Genomic DNA, 25300 nt, shown 5'->3' on the forward strand with positions numbered 1-25300 from the left:
TTGTGAGTTTTTAAATGAAAACTAATGCAAAAAAAAATATTAGTGTCTTTATTCAATGTTATCTCTCAGTGTTTATTACAAAATGGAGTCCTTACAAATTATCAAGGTGGTATATTCATTTGTTAGGTAATTTTTTTTATATTTTGAATAAGCGAGAGAAGAAAACTATTGAAGAAATTATTATAAGTAGGCTCTCAAATAAATATGATCTTAAAGAATTAAATAGAATTATAAAATTATATTTTGCGGGCATGTTTGATCATTATCATGAAAAGATCATTGCCGCATATTCAGATATTAAATTGATAAAGTCATATTTTGATAAAAATATTCAAATAGAAAATTTAGAAATCCTTAATGAAGCATTTAATCAGAATAAAGGAGTTATATTAATAACTGCGCATTACGGAGCGGTTGAGTTTTTGCCTGAGACTTTATCTTTTAAAGGATATCCACTAACAATGATAATTAGATTTAAAACCAATAAGTTAAAAAAAGCTACACTCGATAGGGCAAATCAATTAAATGCAAAAGTATTAGATCCTGAAAATAGCATAATAATCAACGATATAATTAACCACTTGAAACAGGGTCGAGTTTTGTTTACCCAATGTGATGAGTTTGACATATGGAGGCCATTCAAAAATAGAGAAACAATTTTTTTGGGTGATAGGCATAACGGAGATAAAACATTGGATGTTATTGCAAAAAGATCAAAGTCACCAGCTGTAATGGCATTATTGGAGAGGCGTCGAAATGGCAGGTATTGTCTGAAATTTTATAGAATTTCTGTTTCAAATGAAGATGATAATTTAACTATATTTGAGAAAACGATGCTTATTCTCGAGGATAATATTTATAAGCATCCTGAACAATGGTATCAATGGAATAAACTGGAAAAGGGCATAGAGGAGGGAAGTAATGAAGATATCCAAAATCAAAATGTTTTATGTGAAAATCCCCTTAGTATTTAAGTTTACGCATTCTTCGAAGGAAAGAGTTTCTTCTTCATCATTAATAGTAAAAATTGAAACTGATGATGGTTATTGTGGTTATGGCGAGGGTACTCCAAGGGATTATGTTACTGGAGAATCGATAGCAAGTAGTATTGCTTTTTTCCAAGATTCTATAATCCCTTATTTAATTTATTACGAAATTGAAAATTTAGATAGCATATCAAGTATTTTAAAAAAAATCGATGAGATTACTAATGAACAAAGTAACCCTTCTATCTTGTGTGCTATTGAATTAGCGCTACTAGATATCCTAGGGAAAAGAAATAACAAACCAATATCTGGGATATTGTTTTGTAATCGGAGTCGAGCAGTTAATTATAGTGCTGTGTTGCCTATTTTACCTGTGGATATGTTTACAAAATATTTGCATATGGTTAAAGTCAAGAAGATTAGATATCTTAAATTGAAAGTTGGAACTGACTCAGACATTGATCGATTAAAATCTGCACGGGAAATATTGGGAAATGATATAAATATTAGAGTAGATGCAAATGAAGCATGGGATATTGATGAAGCTATAGATAAAATTTTGGCATTTGAAAGATATCATGTCAGTGCAGTTGAGCAACCAATAAAGAAAAGCGACCATAATGGGCTAGAAATGATATTGCGTAAGGTTAGTGTTCCCTTAATTCTGGATGAATCACTGTGTAATATGAGCGATGCTAAATTGCTTCGCGAAAATATATGCACAGATAATTTGATATTTAATATTAGACTATCAAAATGTGGTGGTATATTTAAGTCGTTAAAGATATTAGATTATGCTAACAAACATGGAGTGAAATCTATGTTGGGGTGCCATGTAGGAGAAACAGGTATACTTTCTGCAGCAGGCAGACATTTTGCCCAAAGTATAGATGGATTATTATTTGTTGAAGGCTCGTACTCAAACTTAATTCTGGAAGAAGATATAATTAATCAGGATTTGTTGTTTGGTGATTATGGTGTTGGAGTACCATTGGTTGGTCCAGGATTAGGCGTCGAAGTTTTGGGAGAGAAAATTCTTAAATACGCAAAGGGTGAAATAACATCGTAATGAATAAGTTTGTATATTTGATTGCTTCGATTCTCAATTTGTCTTTTTTGTTTTTTATCATAACAAAAAAACGTAATATGGTTACAATATCTTTTGCTTTTTTCTGTTTGACGCTTTCTATGTGGCAATTTATGTTGTATTTGATTCACACTATTAAAGATCTATCGGTTTTATACCCTTTATATTATTTAACACGGTTGGGTAATTTTTTTATTGCACCAGCTATAGTTTTCTTTTCATATACTTTAATAAAAAATATTGATAAGAGGTTTGTGTATCCGATATATGTAAGCTTGGGAATCGCGTTAGTGAATACTTTATTTAGTTTAATATTTCCAACAGAATTGTTAATGCATGAATACGGATATTGGCCAAAGCCGGACATAAATAGCTTTTTGTATAGATCCAATATTGTGATCTTTGGGTTAATATGGTCTGCTTGGGCTTTATTTTACCATTATAAAAAAGCAAATACTTTAGAGCGTCAAAAGGTATTACTTATTTTCTTTGCAACACTAATTGGTGGAATATTGGCAGTTTTTAATTTTAAAGGCTCTAATCCATTGGGTACTATCGGAAATATGGTGTTTATGACAATAACCTTTTATGCTATTATTCGACATCGATTGATGGATATTGAAGTCGTAATTAAGCGAAGTACCTATTTCTTAATCCTATTTCTAATAATAATTTACCCTATTACGATAACTATTAATTATTTTTCAACAAAAATTAATTTAGGCTACCTCAACTTAATATTAATTGCTTTTATCTGGACCTTAGTTTTTCTTCTTGTTGATAACATCAAGCGATTTCTACAAAGAACTACCGATAAAATATTTTTTATGGCAGATTATGACTATGGAGAAGTACTTGCTGATATGACCAATAAGTTGCAACGTATTACTGATGTCGAAGCATTGGTCCATGGTATTGATAAAGAATTGAAGTCTGCATTTAAAGTCGATAATACTGGAGTTTTTATTGTTAATCATAGTAAGACGAAATTCCATTTGTTGACAGTTGAGAATATTAAGAAGGTTTTTGATAAGCAAATCGATCGGGAACATATCGAGGCTATTATGCCGATACGCCAAAACAATCCTATTATTCGAGAGATCAAATCACGGCAGAAGAACTGCATCTTGTATAGTGAGATCAAAGATGATTATGAGCGGACCAAAGAAAAAGAGTATTCTCATATTATGAGTATTATGGATATGATTGAGGCGAAACTGCTCATCGGCAGTGTTGATAATGATGATGTTACCGGAATGATAGCTGTGGGGCAGAAGAAGAGCGGGCAGGATTTCAAGGAAAAGGATATTAGCCTGTTGTATACGCTTGTGAATCAGGGTGCTTTAGTAGTCTCGAAAATTTTCGAGATTGAGGAGAAAGCTAAACTGCATGCAGAAAAAGAAATTGAAGCGAAATTTCGTGAGGAAGTTGAAGAAGTTAATACTCAGTTGCGGGAAGCTATTATCGAGTTGGAAAGAACACAAGAAAAGCTGATTGAGGAAGAGCAGCTTTCTGCTATGGGCAAGCTTGCCGGAGAGGTTGCCCATGATATCCGTAACCCGCTCAGTTCCATTAACCGTTTTATCTCGAGTTTGTTTGACAAGGGATGCCTTAAAAACAGTAAACTGGTCTTAGCAGATATCTATAAACGTGTTGAAATCAGCGAAGCTGTGGCAGATAAGCCGGTTGTTCTGGAATATATGAAATTTGTTATTGCTAATATTCAGGAGGTAGAAGACTCTTTGTTTGAGATAAAGGATATCAATACCTCTTTACGTAAGATCGCCGGGGATTTCTTAGAGTATTCTAAGGTATCACGCGATATACCAACCGTAAATTTGAAAGTCGTTGACGTCATATCAGAGCTGCTTGCCGGGTGTGAGCAAGATTGCCAGGAAAAAGGGATCACTATTGTAAAGAACTTCAATTCCCTTAGATGTGTATGTCTTTTTGACTATCAATTGCAAAAAGTTTTTACTAATATTTTTGATAACGCGCAAAAAGCCATACTTGAGGCGGAGACTGTTCGAAAAGAAATTAAGGTAAGCCTCTATGATAATGGAAAGGAGATGATTACTCTGGAGATCGCAGATTCTGGAACTGGCATCCCTGAAGATGATTTGAAACTTATTTTTAAGCCTTTCTACACTAAAAGGAAGAATTTGCAAGGGACCGGACTTGGGCTGGCAATAATTAAGAAGATTGTTGAGAATAACCAGGGTATTATTGATGTGTCAAGCGTCGTCGGTGTTGGGACAACGTTCAAGATTTCATTTTATTGTAGTGATTAGTTCCTTTGTTTTGTGTTAACTCAATGTTTACAAATTATTAAGAAAAAGAAGTAAACAAAATAAAATAAATGTGTTATCGTTATATATACGTATATGCAGAAAGTATTATGCTTCGCGAGGTGTAATAATGGATGAGAATAATGTTAATATAGGTCAACTTATCAAAGATTCTTGTATTGATGTCAATAGCGTTGATGTTGATAAGATCATCTCGAATACTGAGGATCGCGATAAAGATATTCTGGTGAACCGGATAATCAAAAAAATTGATTCTCCCAAAGATCTCATTCTTGTCATAGATGATGACCATTCCCAGCTCAAATCAATTAAGAAATTGTTAGGCGATCATTATGACCTGATCCTCTGCGACAAAGGAATCCCTGCTATCGATCTCTTTAATCGTGAACATGACAAGATAATGTCTATCCTGCTTGATTTGCGATTGCCGGACCTTGACGGGTTCGAAGTATTCGAACGGATTAAAGAACTCAATAATAATGTGCCGATCATCTTGATAACCGGGTATCAGAAAACGTATGGAGATGGTTTCGAGCTCTATAAGCAATACCGTCCGCATGGGTATATTGTTAAGAATCATGAGAATGAGACAACGATGATTTTTGATACATTGAGATCATCGGTAGTGATGTATAAAAAACTGAAAGATATAGAAAAAGCTAAAGAAATGGAGATTAGGTCCAGAACCATGGCTGGGTTATTACATGATCTCAAGAACCTTTTTATTCCAATTACCTATGCGCCGGATATCATAATCGATACGATTAAAAAGAATGATCTGGTACAGGCGCTTTTTTATGCTGAAATGATGAAACATACGACCTTGATATTTAACGCCAATCAGGAATTGATGTTCAATTTCGCCAGGGGCGAAAAAATGGTCCTTCGACCTAATTATTTTAATATCGCTGATTTGGTTAATGAACTGATCAATATTATTAATACTCAGTACTGTGGCTCGCTGGATTTTAAGACAATTTTTTCCTATCAGAAAGAATTTTATACGGATAAGACAATTCTGATCTATCAGGTTCTTTATAATATTGTCAAAAACTCCTATGACGCTTTACTAAGTACCGATAGACGCGGAGTCGTCAAGATCGAGGTATATCCTTATCCTGAATATAAGACAGTTTATGCTGATAATGCATTATTTGATCGGAAGAACGAGGCCGACATGGTAATCGTAGTTGCAGATAATGGCCCGGGCATGCCTGAAGAGATGATAGATAAAATATTTGATCCGTATTTCACTTATGGAAAAGCTGATGGCAACGGACTTGGCGCATGGATGATCAAAAATGGCATTACCGATATGTTGCAGGGGGAGCTTGTTCTCGACAATAAGCCTGGAGAAGGTCTTGCCTATCACATTTGTTTGCCGGCTAAAGAAGTCTAGTTTTCTCGAGCTTCTTGCGGGAGCCGGAGTTGTTTCGCTTACTTTTCCCACCCAACGAATACTTATGTATTAGCATGCTGTTTTGCCTCTCAGAGTAGGTGATTTCTTTTCAGTTATAATAAAATATACTCCTCGGAAGGAAAATTGCAAAAGAATAGGACAGGGTCGTAAAATTGGCATCCATAATTCTGAAGTTTTGTGATAGAATTGATGCGCTTTACAAAGAATTAACAGACTAAGTAAGGAGTTTGAAATGATCGATCTAACTGTAGAAATTGCCGGTGTGAAGCTTAAAAATCCGGTTATGGTTGCTTCCGGGACCTATGGATACGGAAGAGAGTACGAGTCTTTTTATGATCCGGCTTTGCTTGGAGCTATTGTCGTTAAAGGGACTACTCTTCATCCGAAACCGGGAAACAAACCTCCCCGTATTATTGAGACACCGGCAGGAATGTTGAATGCTATAGGTTTGCAAAATGACGGGGTTGAAGACTTGTGTGAGAGGCATATGCCTTTTTTAAGGGAAAAGAAGATTCCGGTTATCGTTAATTTTTCAGGTAATACTGTTGAGGAATATTGTGCTGTGGCTCAGCGCCTGGAAAATGAAAAGGGAATAGTTGCCCTGGAAGCTAATATCTCTTGCCCGAACGTTAAAAGGGGTGGGCTTGTGTTCGGATCCGATTGCGATGTCGCCGCTAACCTAATAAAAGAAATAAAAAAAGTTACGTCCTTACCACTCATTGTTAAGTTGTCTCCTAATGTTACCGACATTGTGTCGATTGCCAGGGCTGTGGAAGATGCCGGTGCAGATGCCCTCTCATTAATAAATACGCTTATCGGTATGTCCATTGATGTCAGGGCCCGCAAACCATATTTGTCCACCTATACCGGCGGCTTATCCGGACCGGCGATTAAGCCTGTCGCTATTCGTATGATCTGGCAGACCGCAAAAGCTGTAAGTATCCCGATCATTGGCATGGGCGGGATCATGACCGGACACGATGCTGTAGAGTTTTTTTTGGCCGGAGCGAGTGCTGTGTCAATCGGCACTGCGAGCTTCGTTGATCCTTATGCTCCTGTTAAGGTTATCCAGGAACTTGGATCTTATATGAAAGAACATGGCTTTTCTTCAATTAAGGATTTGCGAGTAGCTTTGCGCGAACCTTAGTATCAGGTTTTGATGAGGATATTCGCTCATTCGTATTGAATCATGGGAAAAAGACACCATAGGGATTAATAAATAATATTGTAAACGAGAATTCTCTATGTTATAATCCAGTTCCTGTGGATAAAATGATTTTTTTATTAAAGAAAGGTGAATAATAATGGAGCAGGTAGAATTAAAAACATTGCCACGTGAGCAATTCGGAAAAGAGTTAACAAGGAAAATTCGCAACAATGGCATGGTGCCTGTTGTTTTGTATGGTAAAGGAATAGAGACCAAAAGCTATATGGTTAAAGAGAATGAACTGATAAAGTGCTTAAATACTGAATCAGGTACACACGTTATTTTTAATCTTCTTATCGATGAGAAAAAGAATACCGCTATCATCCACGAAATTGACAGGCATCCGTTATCAAGAAAACTTCGACATGTAGATTTCTTGCATATTGATATGTCAAAAGAACTCGAAACTGATATCGATGTTCGTCTGGTTGGTGTAGCGCCAGGTGTTAAACAAGGTGGAGAGCTTCTCCAGAGAGTTAAGAAAGTAACCATTAAATGTCTTCCTGATTATTTGCCGAAGCATTTTGAAGTAGATATCTCCGATCTTAATCTTGGTGGAAGTATGCGTATCAGCGATATTGTTATGCCAAATATTAAGATTGTTCGTCCACCAGCTGAAACTGTTGTTGCAACAGTTGACAAGCCAAAGGGTATGGAAACCGATGCTGAAGTAGCAGCAGCAGCGGCAGCAGCCGGGGCGGCAGCAGCAGCATCTTCTGCAGCTTCTGAAAAGAAATAATAAGCAGACCATTATGGATAAAAGAACTTTAGGTAAAAAAATATTAGACTCGGCTTATCTGGAAGGTGATTTTACTCTTCGTTCCGGAAAGAAAAGTAAATATTATCTGGATAAGTATTTATTTGCTACGAAACCTGATATTTTAGCGCCTTTAGCCAAGGAACTCGCAAAGAAATTGCCTTCACTTGATTCTTTTGATCGCTTGGCTGGTCCCGAATTGGGTGCGGTTGCACTTGTTGCAGCCTTAAGTATCGAGATTGGGAAGCCGTTCATTATTGTACGTAAGGGCCAAAAAGGGTATGGTACGGACAAGGTCGTTGAAGGTGAGATACATGCCGGGGAAAAGGTAGTCCTGGTTGAAGACATCTTAACGACAGCAGGAGCAGCCATTACAGCGGCTGAAAATCTGAGATCAATCGATATTGATGTTAAGCTTATTCTTGGAGTTATTGATAGAGAGCAAGGCGCTCGAGAGAATATAGAAAAAGCCGGTTTTGTAATGGACAGTGTTTTCACGAAAACAGAACTGGGCATCGGATAAATGAATTTTCAAGAAAAATTACGCGGCTCCGAGACCAAGAATAATAGCAAGCTCTGTGTCGGCCTTGATATTGATCCTCAGAAAATACCTTTAATTCTTCGTAAAGAAAAATCTCCAATACTTTTTTTTAATAAAGCAATTATAGACGCAACGAAAGATCTTGTTTGCGCCTATAAGCCGAATATGGCTTTCTATGAATCACTCGGGGTTGAAGGGCTTGCTCTCCTGAAAGAGACATTGTCCTATATCCCTCAGAATATCCCGGTAATCCTCGATGCAAAACGAGGTGATATCGGGAATACTGCAGCTATGTACGCAAAGGCGATATTTGAAGATCTCAAGGCGGATGCGACGACTCTCCATCCTTATATGGGATATGACTCTGTGCAGCCATTTCTTGACTATAGCGACAAGATGTCGTTTGTTCTGTGTGTTACTTCGAATAAAGGATCTATCGACTTCCAGAAGCAAAAAGTCGGTGATCAGTACCTATATGAACTTGTGGCCACGAAGTGTAAGGAATGGAATAAATCTGGAAATGTTGGTCTTGTCATTGGTGCTACCAACCCAGAGGAACTTAAAAAAGTCCGGGAATTATGTCCGGGAATGATATTTCTTGTGCCAGGTATCGGCGCGCAGGGCGGTAGCCTGGAAGACGCCGTCAGATATGGTCTTATGTATAACAGTAATATTGTAATTAACTCGTCCCGTGAAATTCTTTATGCTTCCTCGGAGAGTGATTTCGCGCAGAAAGCCCGAAATAAAGCGCAAGACGTCCGTGACAGAATCAATAGCCTTATTTAACTAGCGTTATCTGCCCTTCGCAGTATCGGCAGTTCCTTCGGCTCGCTGGGTGATGGCGGTTCATGGTGAAGACTTATTAATGTGAGGACTTCTCTTTCAACGCCGATTTCTTTGAGCATTTTTGCGCCGATTTCCGGGTGGAACACGTAGGTGTAAAAATAACGATAGGCGAGACGAGCTTCTGGTTTGGAACCTTTTTCGGCTAAGTATCCAAGGAAACTTGGCATGAATTTTTTAGAAATAACCACAAGCGGACGCACCCATAATGGCATAAAAACAGCAGCTTTACCGATATCGTGAAGCAGGGCTGTTTTTAGAATGCGTTTTTCGTTAACCCAATCGCTATGTTCGATTTCTTTCTCTGTTTTGTATGCGGTATCGAGAGCGTGTCGTTGATCGGCTATCCGCTGCCTATAGAAAATAATCTGTTCTTGATGGCTGAGATGTTTTCTTATAAACATTTCATCATCTGCGGTTATCTTGGCTTTTGCTGCACTATAAAATTGTACGATTTCATGCTTCAAATATGTGACTCCTTGTCAGCATAGATTTTTGTGCAGGGACTAATCTCCTATTTTAAAAGTGCTACTTTAACGCTTTTTGCAAATTCATACACGCTATCGATGCAGTCCTGCTTTTGAGCCTCAATTATTTTAACTATAGCACTGCCAATTATGATCCCGTCAGCGAATTGCGCTACTCTTTTGGCCATTTCTGGAGTAGAAATCCCGAATCCGACAGCGATTGGAATTTCTTTTGTCCTTTTTATATTTTTTATTATATCATTTACTGAAGTTTCGATCGTTTGCCGTTCTCCGGTTACTCCTGTTGAAGAGATAAGGTATATAAACCCGTTCGCCTTTTGAGTGATTTTTTTGATTCTTTGGGGAGAGGTTGTCGGTGCAACAAAGCTGATAACTGGAATTGAAAACGCTTTGAGTTCTGAACATAGCGGAGCAGATTCTTCAAATGGAAGGTCAGGTACAACCAGTCCACCGATGTCATGATCCTTAAGTGCCTGGATAAAAGCTGTTTGTCCGAATTGAATGACGGAGTTGTAACTCATCATAAATAATAAGGGAACTGAAGATTGTTGGCGAACACGGCCTACCATCGTGAAAATCTTTTTGAGGGTAGTTCCGGCAACCAATGCCCTGTGCTGCGCTTTTTGTATAACAGGCCCATCAGCAATCGGGTCAGAAAAAGGAATCCCTAATTCTATAGCATCTGCTCCGGCTTTTTCCAGTGTATAGATAAGTTTTTCTGTGGTTTCAAGGTCTGGGTCTCCGGCAGTTATATATGGAATAAAGACTTTGTTGTTTTTGAATAGCTCCGATAATTTCACTTCAAATCCCCCCGATCCTTTTAACATACTCCTTTGATAAGGAGATTATTTTGTCAGTATCATTTATTAAATGTTATAAATTTCTGAGCAGTAGCTACGTCTTTGTCTCCTCTTCCCGAGAGGCAGACAATTATTATTTTGTCTTTAGACATTTGAGGTGCTTTTTTGAGCATCTCTGCGAGAGCGTGGGAACTTTCGAATGCCGGGATTATTCCTTCGGTCTCTGACACTATTTTGAATGCCTCAAGTGCTTCTGTATCGGTTGCACTGCTATATATCACGCGAGAAGTGTCATGTAAAAAACTGTGTTCAGGGCCTATTCCCGGATAATCAAGCCCGGCAGATATTGAGTGGGTCTCTACTATTTGCCCATCATCATCTGTAAGTATATAGCTGTAGGATCCGTGAAGCACTCCGGGACGTCCTTTGTTAATTGTGGCTGCGTGTTTTTCTGTAGCCAACCCTTCTCCAGCAGCTTCGACTGCAATTAATTCAACGCTTTTTTCTTTCAGGAACGGTGCAAAAAAACCGATGGAATTGCTTCCTCCTCCAACGCAGGCGATGAGGCAATCCGGGAGTTGTTTTTCTATCTTTTTGATCTGTTTTTTTGTTTCTTTTCCAATGATTGACTGGAACTCTTTTACCATTTGAGGGTAGGGATGCGGGCCGGCAACTGTGCCTATTAGATAAAAGGTAGTATCGACTGTCGCCATCCAATCTCGCATAGCCTCGTTCATCGCGTCTTTTAAGGTCTTGCTGCCTGAAGTAACCGAGACGACTTGTGCTCCAAGAAGTTTCATCCTGAAAACATTTAGTTCTTGCCGGGCTATGTCTTCTTCACCCATATAAATAACACACGGGATCCCAATAAGTGCAGCAACGGTTGCAGTCGCTACCCCGTGTTGTCCTGCACCGGTTTCGGCTATAACCCTTTTTTTCCCGAGTGCCTTGGCAATAAGTATTTGTCCTATAGTGTTGTTTATTTTATGTGCGCCGGTATGATTAAGATCTTCTCTTTTAAGATAGATTTTTGCGCCACCTAGTTTTTCGGTAAGGTTTTTTGCGAAGTATAAGGGATTTGGTCTGCCGATATAGTTTTTGAGATAATATGTAAATTGCTCTTTGAATTCTTTTGTTCTAATGATTTTTTTATAATTGTGTTCTAGCTCTATGACTGCTTCCATGAGCGTTTCAGGCAGAAATTGTCCGCCATATTTGCCATAATAGCCTGCTTTGTTCTTTGTTTTCAATGTACACTCCTTAGTGGTGTTATGTTCAATTCAGCTGCAATCCGGTTTTCTTTCAGTTGACAATAAACTATAGATATTCTGTTGGCGGGTGGTCAATGATAGTTAGGTAATAGATCTTATCAACTGGCTGACGATTCATTATATAATGAGCATAAAATATGTGCAAGAGTTCTAAAAAAAAATAGATAGCTATAGCCTTATCTCTGATCATTAATTAATAGAATAATAGTGAAATGGTGATATAATGAATATACGAGAGATTTATTCAATAATATTCGTTTTGTGCAAGTTGATAATGATTACTATAGCGTTAATTGTGTGGCGAATATATATACAGATTGCTTGTTTAGGCGGCGGCAAATTATACCGGCAGGCAGAATCCAGTTAACAATAATCAAAAAATAAAGGCGAGAGGAGAATGTCTTGTTTAAAAACTATTTTATTTTTAGAGTAATGAAAACTTTAGGTATTCCTGACGAGGGAATAAAATATGTTGAGGCTTTGTATAAAGCCAGTCATGATATGGCCCATGGAATCCCGAAAGAACTTGTTGATTTAAATGTTATGAATTTCATTCGAGGGGTATTTACCCGAGTTATTATTTCTTCGAATCTCGACTGGGTACTTCCTTACTGGATGTATAAACAGTATGATGCCAGTTCGATAAGCTTTGTCGCACGAGGATTCCAGGCATCGTCAATTAATGTTGCTCATCGTAATTGGACGGCGATCGGCAGTCTTGAGAGCGAATATGAGGCTACCGTTGATGAGAAAGGCCTTATTGGACCTTACTATAATAGTTGGACTCTCGATTTCTGGTTGGGCATGAGTAAGAAACTCTATGCTCCGTCTAAAATAGACTCGGTTGTTCAACGCCTGGCGGATAACCTGCCGATTGTTGTTACTGAGTTCACTGCTGAAGACATTCGGGTAGAAGCTCATGCTTTTGGCGATAAGATCGACGGCAAAGATGTAGTTTTTGAAAAAGTAATCGTTAAGAATCTTGGATCAATCAAAAAGAAATTTTCTTTATATTATTCCGTTCGTCCTTATAATGTTGAAGGAATGAAGCTTATAAATGCTATTGAATATAATAGTAATGAGAATACTATTTCTGTTGATGAAGATCTTGCCGTAAAATTCATATCGAAACCGGACTTGGTTTATTGTTCAAATTTTGAAAAAGGAGATGTCTCTCTTTTCTTAGACACTGATTATGCCATTGCTAACGAGAGTAAATGTGAGGTCGGGTTGTGTACTGCGGCGGTCGAGTATATTATTGAGCTTGAGCCTGGGGAACAAAAAGAATATGAGGCCCGTTTGCCGATAGTGAAGACATCGAAATATTCGAGTATATTTGATAGTGATGTGGCTTATATCGGTACTCTGGAAAAATTGATTGAGCGATGGAATGAAAAACTGGCTGAAACGATGCAGATTTCTATTCCTGATAAAAGGGTTAAGGATGCCTTTGATGCGAATAAAGCATACATGCTACTTTTTTATGATGGAAAATCTATTAATCCTGGACCGTCAAGCTATCACTCTTTTTGGTTAAGGGATGCGGCTTATCTGGTAAACGGTTTAGATAAAATCGGGTTTACCCAGGAAGCGAAGAATGTCCTTGCCACCTATCCTGACCGACTGAGGAAGGATGGTTTCTTTTTTTCTCAGGAAGGCGAGTGGGATTCGAACGGTGAAGCTATTTGGGTACTTATTGAACACTATCGTATGACAAAGGATGTAGAATTTTTGAAATACTTATATCCGTCAATAAAAAAAGGTGCTGACTGGATTATAAATAAAGTCAAGGAAACTGAGCGACCTTCGATTCCAGAGAGTTTACGGGGGCTTCTTCCTCCTGGTCTTTCTGCTGAACACTTTGGTGCCCATGACTATTATTATTGGGATGATTTCTGGGCCTTAGCGGGACTTCGGGATGCTGCGTTTGCGGCAAAAGAGTTAGGTGATCACGATAGCCATAGTAAATTTTCTCAGGCCTTCGATAGATTAATGAATATTGTTAATGTCTCTCTTAAAGAAGTTGCGGCGAGGTTAGGTCAGCCGTTAATGCCGATATCTCCGAATCGTAGAATGGATTCTGCAGCTGTTGGTTGTCTTTCTGCTGTATATCCCTTAAGGGTGATGAGCCAGTATGATGAGCGAGTCACAAATACGCTGAAGTACATGGAAGCAACTACCTTTCAGGGGAACGGTTTTTTCCATGACGTAAACCATTCCGGGTATGGAACCTATCTCACGACGCATTTTATTGAAGCACACATTTACTTGCGTTCACAGCGGGCAATCGAAATTCTTGATTGGCTCGTTGATGTTGCGACTGATACCTATACGTGGCCTGAATCAATTAATCCAACTACCATGGGAGGGTGTATCGGTGACGGTCATCATGGATGGGCTGCTGCTGATTATCTTGTTACCATTAGAAATATCTTTTTCTTTGAAGAGGATAACCGCTTAGTTCTTATGCCAGTAGTTCCGAGACGTTGGTTTAAGCCGAACAATCCGATTTCTGTTTCAAATGCTCCAAGTTATTTCGGGAGAATTAATTATACTGCTTTTGTGGACAAAAATAAGCTGAAAATAGTGATCGAAAACCAGTATACAGTTGTTCCTGAGGATATTGAGATTAATTTGCCGTTCAAAATTAAAAATGTCCAGGTAGATAGAATAGACGCTGCTTTTGAGAATAGCAGAATCATTATAGATCCGAATGCACGAGAAATAATTGTTGATATAGAGGAATAAGTTTTTTATTCCTCTTCTATCTTCTCGTCAAAAGGATTTTCGTCGTCATCATCTAAATGGTCGTTTTCAAGGATATTTTCTACTAATTTGATAGCAGCTGTTTTTTCAACGGTTAATGCTTCTTCGTTTTCTTCTTCTTCAATTGAACTATCAATAGCATCCATGTCAGCAATACCTTTGTTGTTTTCTTTTTCCTGGAGTGACAAGTTAAGCTTATATCGATATTTGTCGAGTAATTGAGCCAGCTTCTTTGAATACTTCTGGTTAATAATAAAATCGTAATAAATTGGAAGACGTCGATCGAGTTTGTATCCGTTAGTCTCGAGGAGAACTGCGAGTTCTTCTATTTTGGGATACTTGTTTCCAGGGAAAAGCAAGCTGCTTTCTCCTGGTTGTATTTCTCCCAGGTCGTCTACTCCGGCATCAATAAATTTAATGATATTCTGGTTAAGTATAATTGGAACCCTTATTTTGATCTCTTTTGGGAGGATCTCTCTCGCTAGTTTTACTGTAGATAACATTAATTCTTCTGTTGTTGGCTGTAGCTGATTTACAAACCGTCGTCTTGGAATGTAGTTATGAAGAACGACATCTTGTATATGTCCATATTGTTCGTTGATTTTTTTGATAATGGTAAGGGTTTCTATTCTGTTATCTTCGGTTTCGCCCATGCCGACTCTTAGTCCTGTGGTTACCGGTATTTCCAGCTTTCCGCAGCTTTCAATGAACTTGACACGTATGTCCGGATCTTTTCCCGGAGAATTCTGGTGAATACTTTCAAGCAGGTTGCGATTGGTTGTTTCCAGGTTCATTTCCATTGAAACGCTTATTTCTCTGAGATAGCGTAATTCTTTTGGAGTTAAATATCCGATGTTAAGGTGCGGCAGCAGACCTTCAAGAAAGGCAAGCTCGCAGATAGTGTAAACATATTCCGAATATGATTCGAATCCCCAGGTATCAAGCTTTGTTCGTATGAGATTAATAGTGTCGGGTCTTTCTCCTGCAACAATATTAACTTCCCTGGCTTTACGCAATCGAGCTTTTTTGAAGCATTTGATTGTATGATAGGGCACCATTAACGGTCCGCCGATATCTGGAAAATCGCAATATTCGCATTGGTTATGACAGTGTTTTGTGAGCGCTATTGTAATGCTGTTTGAATAAGTAATCACTCGCTTGTCTTCATCGAGTATCGGTGAGAAGTTTTCTGGAGAGTCAATATCCTTGTCTTCCGGATTTTTGGCTTTGTTGAAATTAATATTTCCAAAGTTCGTTGTCATTAACACACTCCTGTTAATAAAAAAATGTCTTTTTTTAAAAGGCCTAATTAATCTAACATATTTAGGAAGACAAAATCAAGTGCTATCTTTTGAAGAGAGTTTCGATTATCAATATATTATTTATTTTTAAACAAAATCTTTAAAAAGAAAAATACCAATCCGGCAAGACCTCCAAAGATGGCAGCAGTTTTTGTTGTTAAGATAGTTTTTATATTTCCGTTGATCTTTTTGCCGATAAATATTACGCTCTTTATCTCTTCTGCGGTTGTATCTCTGGAATAATTAACGAAAGAGTTCATTTTGGTAGCATGAGTTGCGTTGCTTACTGAAACCACATTTAAAGTATTATCGAGAATAGTTTCATTCGAGTCGTTGATACATACTACGGTATCGGAATATTTGGCTTTTTCAGATGATACTTTATATGCAGCCATTTGGGTTGCATCAAAGTTTTGAGTGATAACGTTTTTTATAAGTGATTTCTCTACTTTTGCGGAGTTTTTGGCTGAAATGTTCTTGGCAGAAGAATTCGCCATTTTTACGATCTCAGCATTAACATCTCCAACGGTTTCTTCATTAATAATAACGCCTTTTGATTTCTGGTATACGTTGATGTTCTCATGAGAGAGGTCTTCATCGTTTTGTTGGTTATCTTTATCTTCAAATTGGTTTGCCGGCATTATTATTCGCTCCTTTGTGAGTAGAATTATAAATTTTAAAAATTATATTACCTAAATTAGTGGTTTTTGTCAAATTTTAGTCTATCCCTTGTAGGATTAAGTTGATCTTTTTATCAAAGAAAATTTTATCCAGCGGTTTTACGAAATAATATGTTATGCCATAAGCATAAACTTTTTTTATGATTTCTTTATCTCGAATTCGGGATATTATAACAATTGGGGTTTTGCTGAGTTGTTGTATTTCCCTTATAGCTTCTAAGATCTCAAACCCAGAGATCTGGTTGTAAAAATCAATTTCCATGAAGATTATGTCGGGCAGAAAATCCAGAATTGCGCAGAGCGCATTCTTAGGATCTATACAAATATTGACCTCGACGCCGTAGTAGCGATTAAGGATATACCCGTAGTTTTTGCCTTCGTTAAATGTATTTTCAATTATTATAGCTTTTTTTTTCATTTTTAAGCCTTTAGGAAAATACTATATATATATGAGTAAATATATTTCATTATAACAAATTGCTTTGATTAATAGCAAAATTTATGTTTTTCTACTAATTTTTGACAAGCGTAAAGTAAGTGGTAAAATAAATACGTTTAGACGTGTGCATTGTATCTCACAGGCTGGATGAGTTATTGCTTGCCTGAGATTACAGATATTTAAAGCATATTTGAAATAGAATCAAAAAATAGAGAAGAGAATTATTGTATGATTTCAAAGAACTTTCGATTAACGTCTCCATATAGCCCGGCAGGTGATCAGCCGAATGCGATTAAGGAACTTCTCGGGAATTTGCAAAATAATATCCCGGAGCAAGTATTGCTTGGCGTTACAGGATCCGGGAAAACATTTACTATGGCAAACGTAATTGCGTCTGTTAATAAACCTACGCTGGTCATTGCGCACAATAAGACATTGGCTGCTCAGTTGTGTGCCGAGTTCCGGGAATTTTTCCCTGATAACGCAGTAGAGTACTTTGTGTCGTATTTCGATTATTATCAGCCTGAAGCCTACGTGCCGCAACAAGATCTCTTTATTGAAAAAGATTCCAAAATTAATGACGAAATTGACCGGTTGAGGCACTCTGCCACTCGATCACTTTTCTCAAGAAAAGATGTTATCGTTGTTGCGTCCGTTTCCTGCATCTATGGCTTGGGCACTCCTGAAGATTATCTTGGTGCAATAAAAGTATATGCTGTCGGGCAGATGCAATCACGTACGAAGCTCTTAAAAGATCTTGTATCGATACAATATGAAAGAAATGACCTTGAACTTAGCCGAGGAAAATTCCGTATTCGCGGAGATGTGATTGAGATTGCCCCTACATATGAAGAGAGTATCATCCGTATCGAGTTTTTTGGTGATGAGATCGAAAAAATAAGTGAATTGGACCCTGTGACCTTTAATCTGCGAATGGTTATGCCTGAAGTAACCATATTTCCTGCAACTCATTACGTTACACTGGAAGGCCGCTTGCCTGAAATTGTCAGCAATATCCGGCAAGAGCTCTCTGAAAGGCTCGACGAACTGAAGAACGAGAATAAACTGTTGGAAGCGCAACGGTTAGAATCAAGAACTCATTACGATCTGGAAATTATTGAAGAGACAGGTTTCTGCAAGGGTATCGAGAATTATTCCCGTCATCTTGATGGACGAAAGGGGGGTGACCCGCCAAAAACTTTGCTCGACTATTTTCCTGCTGATTTCCTCATGATTGTTGATGAGTCTCATGTGACACTGCCGCAGATAAGGGGTATGTTCGGTGGAGATTATAGCCGAAAGAGGACCTTGGTTGATTTCGGGTTTCGTTTGCCGTCTGCGATTGATAACCGGCCACTCAATTTCAAAGAGTTCATGGCGAGGATAAATAAAGTGATCTATGTCAGCGCTACTCCCGGTCCATATGAGCTGGAGCGCGTTGCTAATGGGAATAAACCTTTTGTAGTTGAGCAGATAATTCGTCCGACGGGGCTTGTTGACCCCTCGATCGTAATTAGGCCTACCAAGCATCAGATCGATCATATAATTGATGAGATCAAGTTAAGGGTTAATCTTGATGAGAGGGTGCTGCTTGTTACCCTAACGAAACGGATGTCTGAGGACCTTAGTGAATATCTTGTCGAGCAAGGGTTCAAGGTCCGATATATGCATTCTGATATCGATACTTTGGAGAGGATAGAGATTATCAGGGACCTGCGCCTCGGGGTGTTCGATGTTCTGGTTGGGATCAATCTGCTCAGAGAGGGGTTGGATATCCCTGAGGTATCTATGATCGCGATCCTTGATGCGGATAAAGAGGGGTTCTTGCGTAACGAGAGAAGCCTTATTCAGATTATCGGACGAGCTGCAAGAAACAGTAACGGCAAAGTGTTCTTGTATGCAGATAAGATGACTGATTCAATTCTTCGGGCGGTGGAAGAAACAACGAGAAGAAGAAATATACAGATCGAACATAATCTAATCCATAAAATTACACCTGTTACGGTAAAAAAACAAATTAAAGATGTTTATCATAAAATCAAACAGGAGAAAACCCCAGAAGTGCTGGATATTCCTGCTTTTATTCCGCCTGATATGCTGCCGAAGGTCATCGGGCGTCTCAAGAAAGAAATGTACAATGCGGCCGATGATCTTAATTTTGAACTGGCCGCGAAAATTCGCGATAAAATCGAATCCTTGAAGTTATAACCGAAAGCTAGTGTGTAGCCTCCTTTCAGTTAATTACAACTGGAAGTTGTGCCTTGTTTTCTTAGAAATCCTCGACACTATCAATATTATATTTAAATCATTATATTAAAAAAAAGTAAAAAACTTGACTAGGTAATTGAAAATATGTTTTACTGAAAATGTTATCCTTATTTTGTGCGCTAAAATAAGGATGCCATCCATTAAATAATAATAGTAAATGAGGAGGGGTTGTCAGTGAATAACATAATAAAAGTTATCGGAATTATGCTGCTCAGTATTAGCGTTGCCGGCTGCGCTAATATATTCAAGTCTATGGAACAGCTCGATAGTGCGGATAAACTTGAGAAAGCTGAACTTGCCAAACAAAACGGTGATAGCGCAGCTGTTGAGAGTTTTGCCAGAGATGTCCTACAGCAAAAAGGTGCGGATTACTCAGTACCGACGAAAGGTGCTACCTTAGAGGAAAAGCAAGCAAGAACTGATTTGGCCATGGTAGAACTTTCAAAAATAGGTTCATCCCCGGTTGATGTTCTGAAAAATGTTATTCAAATGAGCGGAAGTTCTAATAACTTATCGGATGATTTTTATACAAGGATATCTGATACTTTGCCGCCAACAAGAGATTTGGGTATAGTTTTGATCGCGGCTGGTAATCTTAGAAAAAATGCAGATATTTCTAATCCTAATGAGGCACTTAATGCCGCCGCCGCTGAAACGACAGCGGTGACTATGATTGTAACCTCTGCTTTTGACGCTAATGGAGACGGGAGACTGACCGATGATGAAAATATCGCTACCTCCGATATGCTGGCAAGATGGGATTCAGTATCCACTAATTTACTAGAACATTCCCAAGGTGCCATTGATATGTTTGGTTATACGAATGAGGGTGGCAATAATCAAGGGATCAAAGATGCCTCTAACCAACTCAATCAATTGCAAGAGTTAAATGCTAGCCGGGGACTGAAAACAGGTGATGAATTTGTCGCTAGCTTAAACGCAATATTCGGATTTTAGAAAAGGGAGAAAAATAATGAAAAAATATATCTTACTAACTATCTTTTTGACGTGTATTTCTTCGATTGCCTATGCTGAGGCCCTCCCTCAGCGGTATATTAGCATTAGAAGTTCGGGGATGGGTGGCGTTGGAGTTGCCTGTGAAAATGGGATTGATGTTTTGAATGTAAATCCGGCATTGATGAACCAGATTGGTGGACACCTCCATATTCTTTCAGTGAAAGCTGAAGGAACGGGAAGCTTTTTAAATTCAAAAGATACGCAAAGACTGAGCGATTTTTCTGAAAATTTAGATAAAATTGGTTCAGATGCAAATAAGAGTGATAATCAGAAAAGCGTTGACGTTTTAACAGAACTTCAAAAAGTTACACCTCTGAGCCTGCGCGCTAATATTTCTGTAAATACCTTTCCAAGTTTTATTGCTTCTTCTTTTATCCCTGGGATAAATTTGTTTTCGGATAAAATGGGGTTTGGCGGATTTGGCAATGCACAGATATATGCGGCATTTGTTAATAGTTCAGATCCAAGGATACGTCTTCAGGGAATAGTCGATAGTGCAGGAATTATCGGGTTCAGTAAAAAAATCAATAAAGGGCTCATTCCCTTTGATATGGACCTTGGAGTTGGAATAAAAATGCTAACTCAGCAAAGAACATATAACAAGCTCGATGGGTCTGATACTATAGAGATAGGTTTAGGCAATCTGGTTTCTGCGATGGGCGATGACGAGTTTGATTCTGGCCGATTACCTATAGGGTATACCGATGCCTCCGGAACAGGTTATGATGTTGGTTTGCTTATTGATATGCCTTGGCTGAAAAATGGTAAAATGGGTATGGTCTTTAAGGATCTATCGACAACAATTAAAGGTTCGAGAATTATCGATGTAAGTACAAATGTTAAAGAAAGTTTTTCTGATACTATTCCTATGACTGCGAAAATCGGGTATTCTGGTATCGCTACGATTGATCTTCCGATCCCAATAGTACGTGAACTGACAAAGGATTTTGTCGTTGCCTTCGATTACGATATTATCAGTCCCGATAAAAGCTTTTTTAAGAAGATACATATGGGGATAGAGAAAGGTCTGTTTTCTGATATTCTGAAAATTAGACTAGGAAATAATCAGGGTAATACTACCTTCGGAGCATCAATTGATCTGGCTTTTTTTCATATTTCATATGCTAATTTTACTGATGAGCTAGGCAGGAAAGTTGGTATTAATCCTGTTACTTACCAAGTGGTTGAAACAGGTTTTTATTTTTAGTAGCTTTAGTTCATAGTATTGTTTTTTTTCATCATGGGATCCCCCTCACTTTTCTTTTAGCGAAGAATGAGGGGGATATTTGTTAACTCCCTATGCGCTTTTGCGTTAAGCTTGCTAAAGTAAAGAAAATCGGCTGAGAAAGATGAATATGGCAGAAATTAGAGTATTCAGTACTGCTCGTTTATTGAACCCTTACAATTTCGAGCGTCTTGGAGCAACTCAAACCTTGCGATTAATTGAAAGTATATTTTGTGCCGTATTGAAATCTATAAAAATATCGGCGGTGTTCTTGCTGCTTCTGTTCATTCTTTTTGATTTTACGCTGCTTTTTGCGGATGACTCGATTCCTCCCAATATTGTTCCCGGAGTTTTTCTCGTTAAGTACAAAGGGCAGAGAGATGAACTCAAGCGATTTTCTGTTTTAAGCACTGTTAAAAATACCCAGGTTGGAGATGTGTACAAAGTAAGGCTCAATCAGGCGATGTCATCAGAAGAGGGCAAGAGATTATTGCTTAATCAGCCTGATGTTGCAATTGTTGAGCCTTTGCGCTTGATACGGGTTTGCGGTACTTATAATCAACCGCTTAGTGTTCCGAATGATACTTATCTCAATCGTCAATGGTATGTTAATGCGATTGATCTTCCGGCTGCATGGGATGTTACTCGCGGGTCGTCCAATGTAGTTGTTGCGGTTATCGATACCGGAGTTGATTATAATCATGTGGACCTTCAAGGGAGCATGTGGCTTAATCCGGGAGAGAGCCCTGGCGATGGGGTTGATAATGATGGTAATGGCTATAAAGATGATGTAATGGGTTGGGACTTCGTTGACCTGTCAAATGATCCTGAAGGACTTGGGATAGTTCGGGTACAAGGGGAAGATTATGACGTACAGGATGCAGATCCGATGGATAGGATTGCTCATGGCACACATATTGCCGGTATTATTGCCGCGCAGACGGATAATGCTGTCGGTGTCGCAGGGATAGCTCCTGATGTCAGGATAATGGCGTTAAGGGCGGGTTTCGATACTCTGGATGGCGGGTTTTTGACAAGTGAATCAATCATTAATAGCCTTGCTTATGCAAGAAGAAATGGCGCTAATGTCATAAATATGAGTTTTGGTGATACGGTTGATGATAAGCTGATCTATGAGCAGTTGCAGCTTGCTTATCAAGCCGGGATCGTACTGGTTGCTGCTGCAGGCAACGAGACCACAGATGTGCGCTCATATCCGGCTGCGTACCCTTTTGTTATTTCGGTGGCAGCATTAGATTCCAACAATAGGCGGGCAGGGTTTTCTAATTACGGAACATGGGTTGATATTGCCGCGCCCGGGCAGACTATTTTTAGTACGGTGAGCAGTATTCATGAAAGTAATCTAAATAATAGAATTGTGAATGACGGTGCCAATAACCTGTATGCTCCAATGTCCGGAACTTCCATGGCATCTCCGGTAGTTGCTGGAGTTGCGGCACTTTTCTTGTCCCAGAATCCACAGCTTTCACCGGAAGAGGTTGAATATATCTTAAAGCAGACCGCTGACCCCTGTAATTCTGCAGATGTCGGTGCAGGCCGAGTTAATGCTCGAAAAGTAATGAGTTATTTGTTAACATATCCTCTTTCAGGTACAGCTAATAAGCTAATTAAAAAACTCTATGTAGCACCTAATCCTTTTGATAAATCTGCTGTTGATCAAGTGAAAATAAAAGTGCTTATTAATTCTGATATTAACGAGATCTGGTATGATATTTACTCTGTCTCAGGTGAGAAAGTTGTTTCCGGCTATAAATATTATCCTCTTATTGATTCATATATTACTGCAATTAGTTGGGACGGTTCTGATAATCAAGGAGAAAGACTTCCAATAGGGGTATACTACCTTCTTCTAAAAGTAAAAGATAGTAAAGGGCAAAGTGATGCGGCTAAGACAAAGATTGTTATTACTCATTAGTATCATTGGGTGTTTTGCTTTTTCTGCAGATGCCTGGAGTATTACTCGTACCTATTCTTCAGAGTTCATGGACTACCAATGCAGCATACGGAACCAGAGTATGGGGCTATCAGGTGTTGCTCTGCTAAACGGGAATCAGCTCAATTTGTATAATCCGGCGTTACTTGGAGTTAAGACCGAGAAACTTTTTTCCTGTTATTTCGGTAATATTTTCTGGGATGATTTTGTTACGTCTTTTTTGCTTTCCGGAAGCACTTCTACCGGTGTGAGTTATGGTATTCAATTGTTGCAGGTGTATAGCCCCGGTATCGAAAAATATCTGGAAAATGATACCTATCTGGGAACGTTTGATGCTACACAGCGTTATTTGAACCTCAGTTTTACCAAGGCTTTCTCTGATACCAACGGAGTAGGGTTATCTCTCGGGTATATTAACGAGAATTATGATACTGTTCATTATAATGGTTTTGTCATAAATTGGGGCTTCTACCATTACTTTCTGGATAACTGGATGATCGGCGGAGTTATTGATAATATCACCAGGAGCAAGCTCGGCAAAGATCCAATTGCTACAAGGATCACTCTTGGCACATCGTATACTACGGAGATAGGCAGTGCCAGTATAGAGTATGCTTATATTGACAATCTAGCTCAGAAAATGAATATTGGTTTGGATTTCATGCTTAATCAATATCTTAGTTTGCGGATCGGGACTTCCGGGCAGCAATGGCGTGGAGGTGTCGGACTTACTTCTGCTAGTCTTAATGTCGATCTAAGTTTTAAGCCGCACACTTTAGGGAACTCGTATCTTATGTCGATTTCATTTATTTTATGACGTTGTTCCATTTTGTATTTGATTGTATAATAAATGCTAAGAAAAATTATATACAATTCGTCCTATGTCCCCGTAGCTCAGTAGGATAGAGCGCGCCCCTCCTAAGGGCGAGGCCGATGGTTCGATTCCATTCGGGGACGCCAAAATTTGAAGTTTACTATAAAATGGTTTGATTGAGAAAATCCTTCACAGCTTTTTGCACTTGATTGCGATGGGTAAATATTGCTACGTGTTCTCCTCCTTCGAGCAAACAGAGCTTTGCACCCGGAATACTTTCAGCCAGGATTTTTCCATGATGTTCAAATGGGACTAAAGGGTCTTTCGACCCATGAACGATTAATGTCGGAACCGTAATACTTTCATACTGACAAGTAAATTGTCCACTAATCCTGATATCATTTTTTGTTCCGGCAACGCGGTCAGCCATCCGATCAAAGCTACCAAGAAGAACGACTTTGAATAATTCCATTACCTCGGTATTGTGTAGGGTTTTTTTCAATATCTCAGGATCTGAGATCGACTTGCTCATTGACTGCTCCAGATTGGCCTCAGTCTTTCTTTTCAGTAACCTGACCAGAGGTTTAATTCTGGCAAGCCTGGTAAACACATGGAATGACATTGGGATTTTATTTGCTGCAGGACTGCCAACTGTGGAACAGAGTATTAATTTTTGACAACGTTTATTATGGCGTAGAGCAAACTGCATTGCACTTGGGCCTCCTCCTGAAATTGCCATAACAATGACTTCTTTAACCTGAAGTGCGTCAAGGAGTTTTGCCAATAGATCTGCTTGTTCTTCCGGCGTAAGACCGGAGCTAAGGGGGGTGCCCAAGTATCCTGGGCGGGAAACGGCAATATAGCGATAGCCAGGCGCCCCGATAGTTTTTGCTAGTGTTATTGATTGATCATAACCACCCATGGCACCGTGTATACAGAGTATTGCGGGACCGGACCCCGTATCAAGATACTCAATAGGCCCCATTGAGGTATTTATAATAGAAGGCAGTGACTTTTCCATAATTATTTCTCCTCGTATAATACGTTTCAGAATGGTTAGTCAGATCGGCAAATATTGCATTGATCTATAGACTAAACATTTAACAAGAGAAGTCCCTATATTATAA

The 25300-nt window shown here is 38.7% G+C and carries 21 protein-coding genes and 1 tRNA gene; 15 read left to right on the forward strand and 7 right to left on the reverse strand.

Annotated features, from left to right (window positions below):
• Positions 1 to 14: 14 nt before the first annotated feature.
• The 8 genes from DKM50_01465 to pyrF all read left to right on the forward strand — a co-directional run bounded on the left by DKM50_01465 (position 15) and on the right by pyrF (position 9093).
• Positions 15 to 974, forward strand: coding sequence for a hypothetical protein (locus DKM50_01465; protein ID PZM83771.1), 960 nt, complete (start codon positions 15 to 17; stop codon positions 972 to 974).
• Positions 922 to 2055 (forward strand): hypothetical protein, encoded by a 1134-nt coding sequence (locus DKM50_01470; GenBank protein ID PZM83772.1) that lies wholly within the window; start codon positions 922 to 924, stop codon positions 2053 to 2055. The genes DKM50_01465 and DKM50_01470 overlap by 53 nt, the downstream gene beginning before the upstream one ends.
• Complete coding sequence (locus DKM50_01475; GenBank protein ID PZM83773.1) at positions 2055 to 4364, forward strand: hypothetical protein; 2310 nt, start codon at positions 2055 to 2057, stop codon at positions 4362 to 4364. The genes DKM50_01470 and DKM50_01475 overlap by 1 nt, the downstream gene beginning before the upstream one ends.
• Before the next feature lie 127 nt (positions 4365 to 4491).
• Positions 4492 to 5781 (forward strand): hypothetical protein, encoded by a 1290-nt coding sequence (locus tag DKM50_01480; protein ID PZM83774.1) that lies wholly within the window; start codon positions 4492 to 4494, stop codon positions 5779 to 5781.
• Between the two features lie 253 nt (positions 5782 to 6034).
• On the forward strand, positions 6035 to 6949 hold the full coding sequence (locus DKM50_01485; protein PZM83775.1) for a dihydroorotate dehydrogenase: 915 nt from the start codon (positions 6035 to 6037) through the stop codon (positions 6947 to 6949).
• Positions 6950 to 7106: 157 nt separating this feature from the next.
• Positions 7107 to 7748: a 50S ribosomal protein L25 gene (locus DKM50_01490; protein ID PZM83776.1), complete on the forward strand. Its 642-nt coding sequence runs from the start codon at positions 7107 to 7109 to the stop codon at positions 7746 to 7748.
• 13 nt (positions 7749 to 7761) lie between these two features.
• Complete coding sequence (pyrE, locus tag DKM50_01495; GenBank protein PZM83777.1) at positions 7762 to 8289, forward strand: orotate phosphoribosyltransferase; 528 nt, start codon at positions 7762 to 7764, stop codon at positions 8287 to 8289.
• Positions 8290 to 9093, forward strand: coding sequence for an orotidine-5'-phosphate decarboxylase (pyrF, locus tag DKM50_01500; protein ID PZM83778.1), 804 nt, complete (start codon positions 8290 to 8292; stop codon positions 9091 to 9093).
• Here the strand turns inward: pyrF and DKM50_01505 are convergent.
• The 3 genes from DKM50_01505 to trpB are packed head-to-tail and all read right to left on the reverse strand — an operon-like array spanning position 9090 to position 11688.
• On the reverse strand, positions 9090 to 9617 hold the full coding sequence (locus DKM50_01505) for a hypothetical protein (protein PZM83779.1): 528 nt from the start codon (positions 9615 to 9617) through the stop codon (positions 9090 to 9092). The genes pyrF and DKM50_01505 overlap by 4 nt on opposite strands.
• Positions 9618 to 9664: 47 nt before the next feature.
• Positions 9665 to 10465 carry a tryptophan synthase subunit alpha gene (locus DKM50_01510; GenBank protein ID PZM83780.1) on the reverse strand — a complete coding sequence of 267 codons (801 nt, stop codon included), beginning with the start codon at positions 10463 to 10465 and terminating at the stop codon, positions 9665 to 9667.
• Between the two features lie 32 nt (positions 10466 to 10497).
• Positions 10498 to 11688: a tryptophan synthase subunit beta gene (gene trpB / locus DKM50_01515; protein ID PZM83781.1), complete on the reverse strand. Its 1191-nt coding sequence runs from the start codon at positions 11686 to 11688 to the stop codon at positions 10498 to 10500.
• Positions 11689 to 12111: 423 nt separating this feature from the next.
• Here trpB and DKM50_01520 point away from each other — a divergent pair, with 423 nt between their 5' ends.
• Positions 12112 to 14457, forward strand: a complete 2346-nt coding sequence (locus tag DKM50_01520; GenBank protein PZM83782.1) for a hypothetical protein — start codon at positions 12112 to 12114, stop codon at positions 14455 to 14457.
• Positions 14458 to 14462: 5 nt separating this feature from the next.
• On the opposite strand, the gene DKM50_01525 is transcribed toward DKM50_01520, so the two are convergent.
• The 3 genes from DKM50_01525 to DKM50_01535 all read right to left on the reverse strand — a co-directional run bounded on the left by DKM50_01525 (position 14463) and on the right by DKM50_01535 (position 16874).
• Positions 14463 to 15737 carry a 7,8-didemethyl-8-hydroxy-5-deazariboflavin synthase subunit CofG gene (locus tag DKM50_01525; protein PZM83783.1) on the reverse strand — a complete coding sequence of 425 codons (1275 nt, stop codon included), beginning with the start codon at positions 15735 to 15737 and terminating at the stop codon, positions 14463 to 14465.
• A 116-nt stretch (positions 15738 to 15853) separates the two neighbouring features.
• Entirely contained in the window at positions 15854 to 16417 is a 564-nt protein-coding gene (locus DKM50_01530) for a hypothetical protein (GenBank protein ID PZM83784.1), read from the reverse strand.
• Positions 16418 to 16493: 76 nt separating this feature from the next.
• Complete coding sequence (locus DKM50_01535; protein ID PZM83785.1) at positions 16494 to 16874, reverse strand: hypothetical protein; 381 nt, start codon at positions 16872 to 16874, stop codon at positions 16494 to 16496.
• 249 nt (positions 16875 to 17123) lie between these two features.
• Between DKM50_01535 and DKM50_01540 the strand changes: the two genes are divergently transcribed.
• The 6 genes from DKM50_01540 to DKM50_01565 all read left to right on the forward strand — a co-directional run bounded on the left by DKM50_01540 (position 17124) and on the right by DKM50_01565 (position 24319).
• Positions 17124 to 19103, forward strand: a complete 1980-nt coding sequence (locus DKM50_01540; GenBank protein PZM83786.1) for an excinuclease ABC subunit B — start codon at positions 17124 to 17126, stop codon at positions 19101 to 19103.
• A gap of 234 nt (positions 19104 to 19337) precedes the next feature.
• Complete coding sequence (locus tag DKM50_01545) at positions 19338 to 20120, forward strand: hypothetical protein (GenBank protein PZM83787.1); 783 nt, start codon at positions 19338 to 19340, stop codon at positions 20118 to 20120.
• A gap of 16 nt (positions 20121 to 20136) precedes the next feature.
• Positions 20137 to 21387: a hypothetical protein gene (locus tag DKM50_01550; protein ID PZM83788.1), complete on the forward strand. Its 1251-nt coding sequence runs from the start codon at positions 20137 to 20139 to the stop codon at positions 21385 to 21387.
• Positions 21388 to 21529: 142 nt separating this feature from the next.
• Complete coding sequence (locus tag DKM50_01555) at positions 21530 to 23341, forward strand: hypothetical protein (GenBank protein PZM83789.1); 1812 nt, start codon at positions 21530 to 21532, stop codon at positions 23339 to 23341.
• Between the two features lie 100 nt (positions 23342 to 23441).
• Complete coding sequence (locus DKM50_01560; protein PZM83790.1) at positions 23442 to 24176, forward strand: hypothetical protein; 735 nt, start codon at positions 23442 to 23444, stop codon at positions 24174 to 24176.
• 66 nt (positions 24177 to 24242) lie between these two features.
• Positions 24243 to 24319, forward strand: a tRNA-Arg gene (locus DKM50_01565).
• Between the two features lie 14 nt (positions 24320 to 24333).
• Here the strand turns inward: DKM50_01565 and DKM50_01570 are convergent.
• Positions 24334 to 25194: an alpha/beta hydrolase gene (locus DKM50_01570; GenBank protein ID PZM83791.1), complete on the reverse strand. Its 861-nt coding sequence runs from the start codon at positions 25192 to 25194 to the stop codon at positions 24334 to 24336.
• Positions 25195 to 25300: the final 106 nt, after the last annotated feature.

This window comes from Candidatus Margulisiibacteriota bacterium, assembly GCA_003242895.1.
Classification (GTDB): domain Bacteria; phylum Margulisbacteria; class Riflemargulisbacteria; order GWF2-39-127; family GWF2-39-127; genus GWF2-39-127.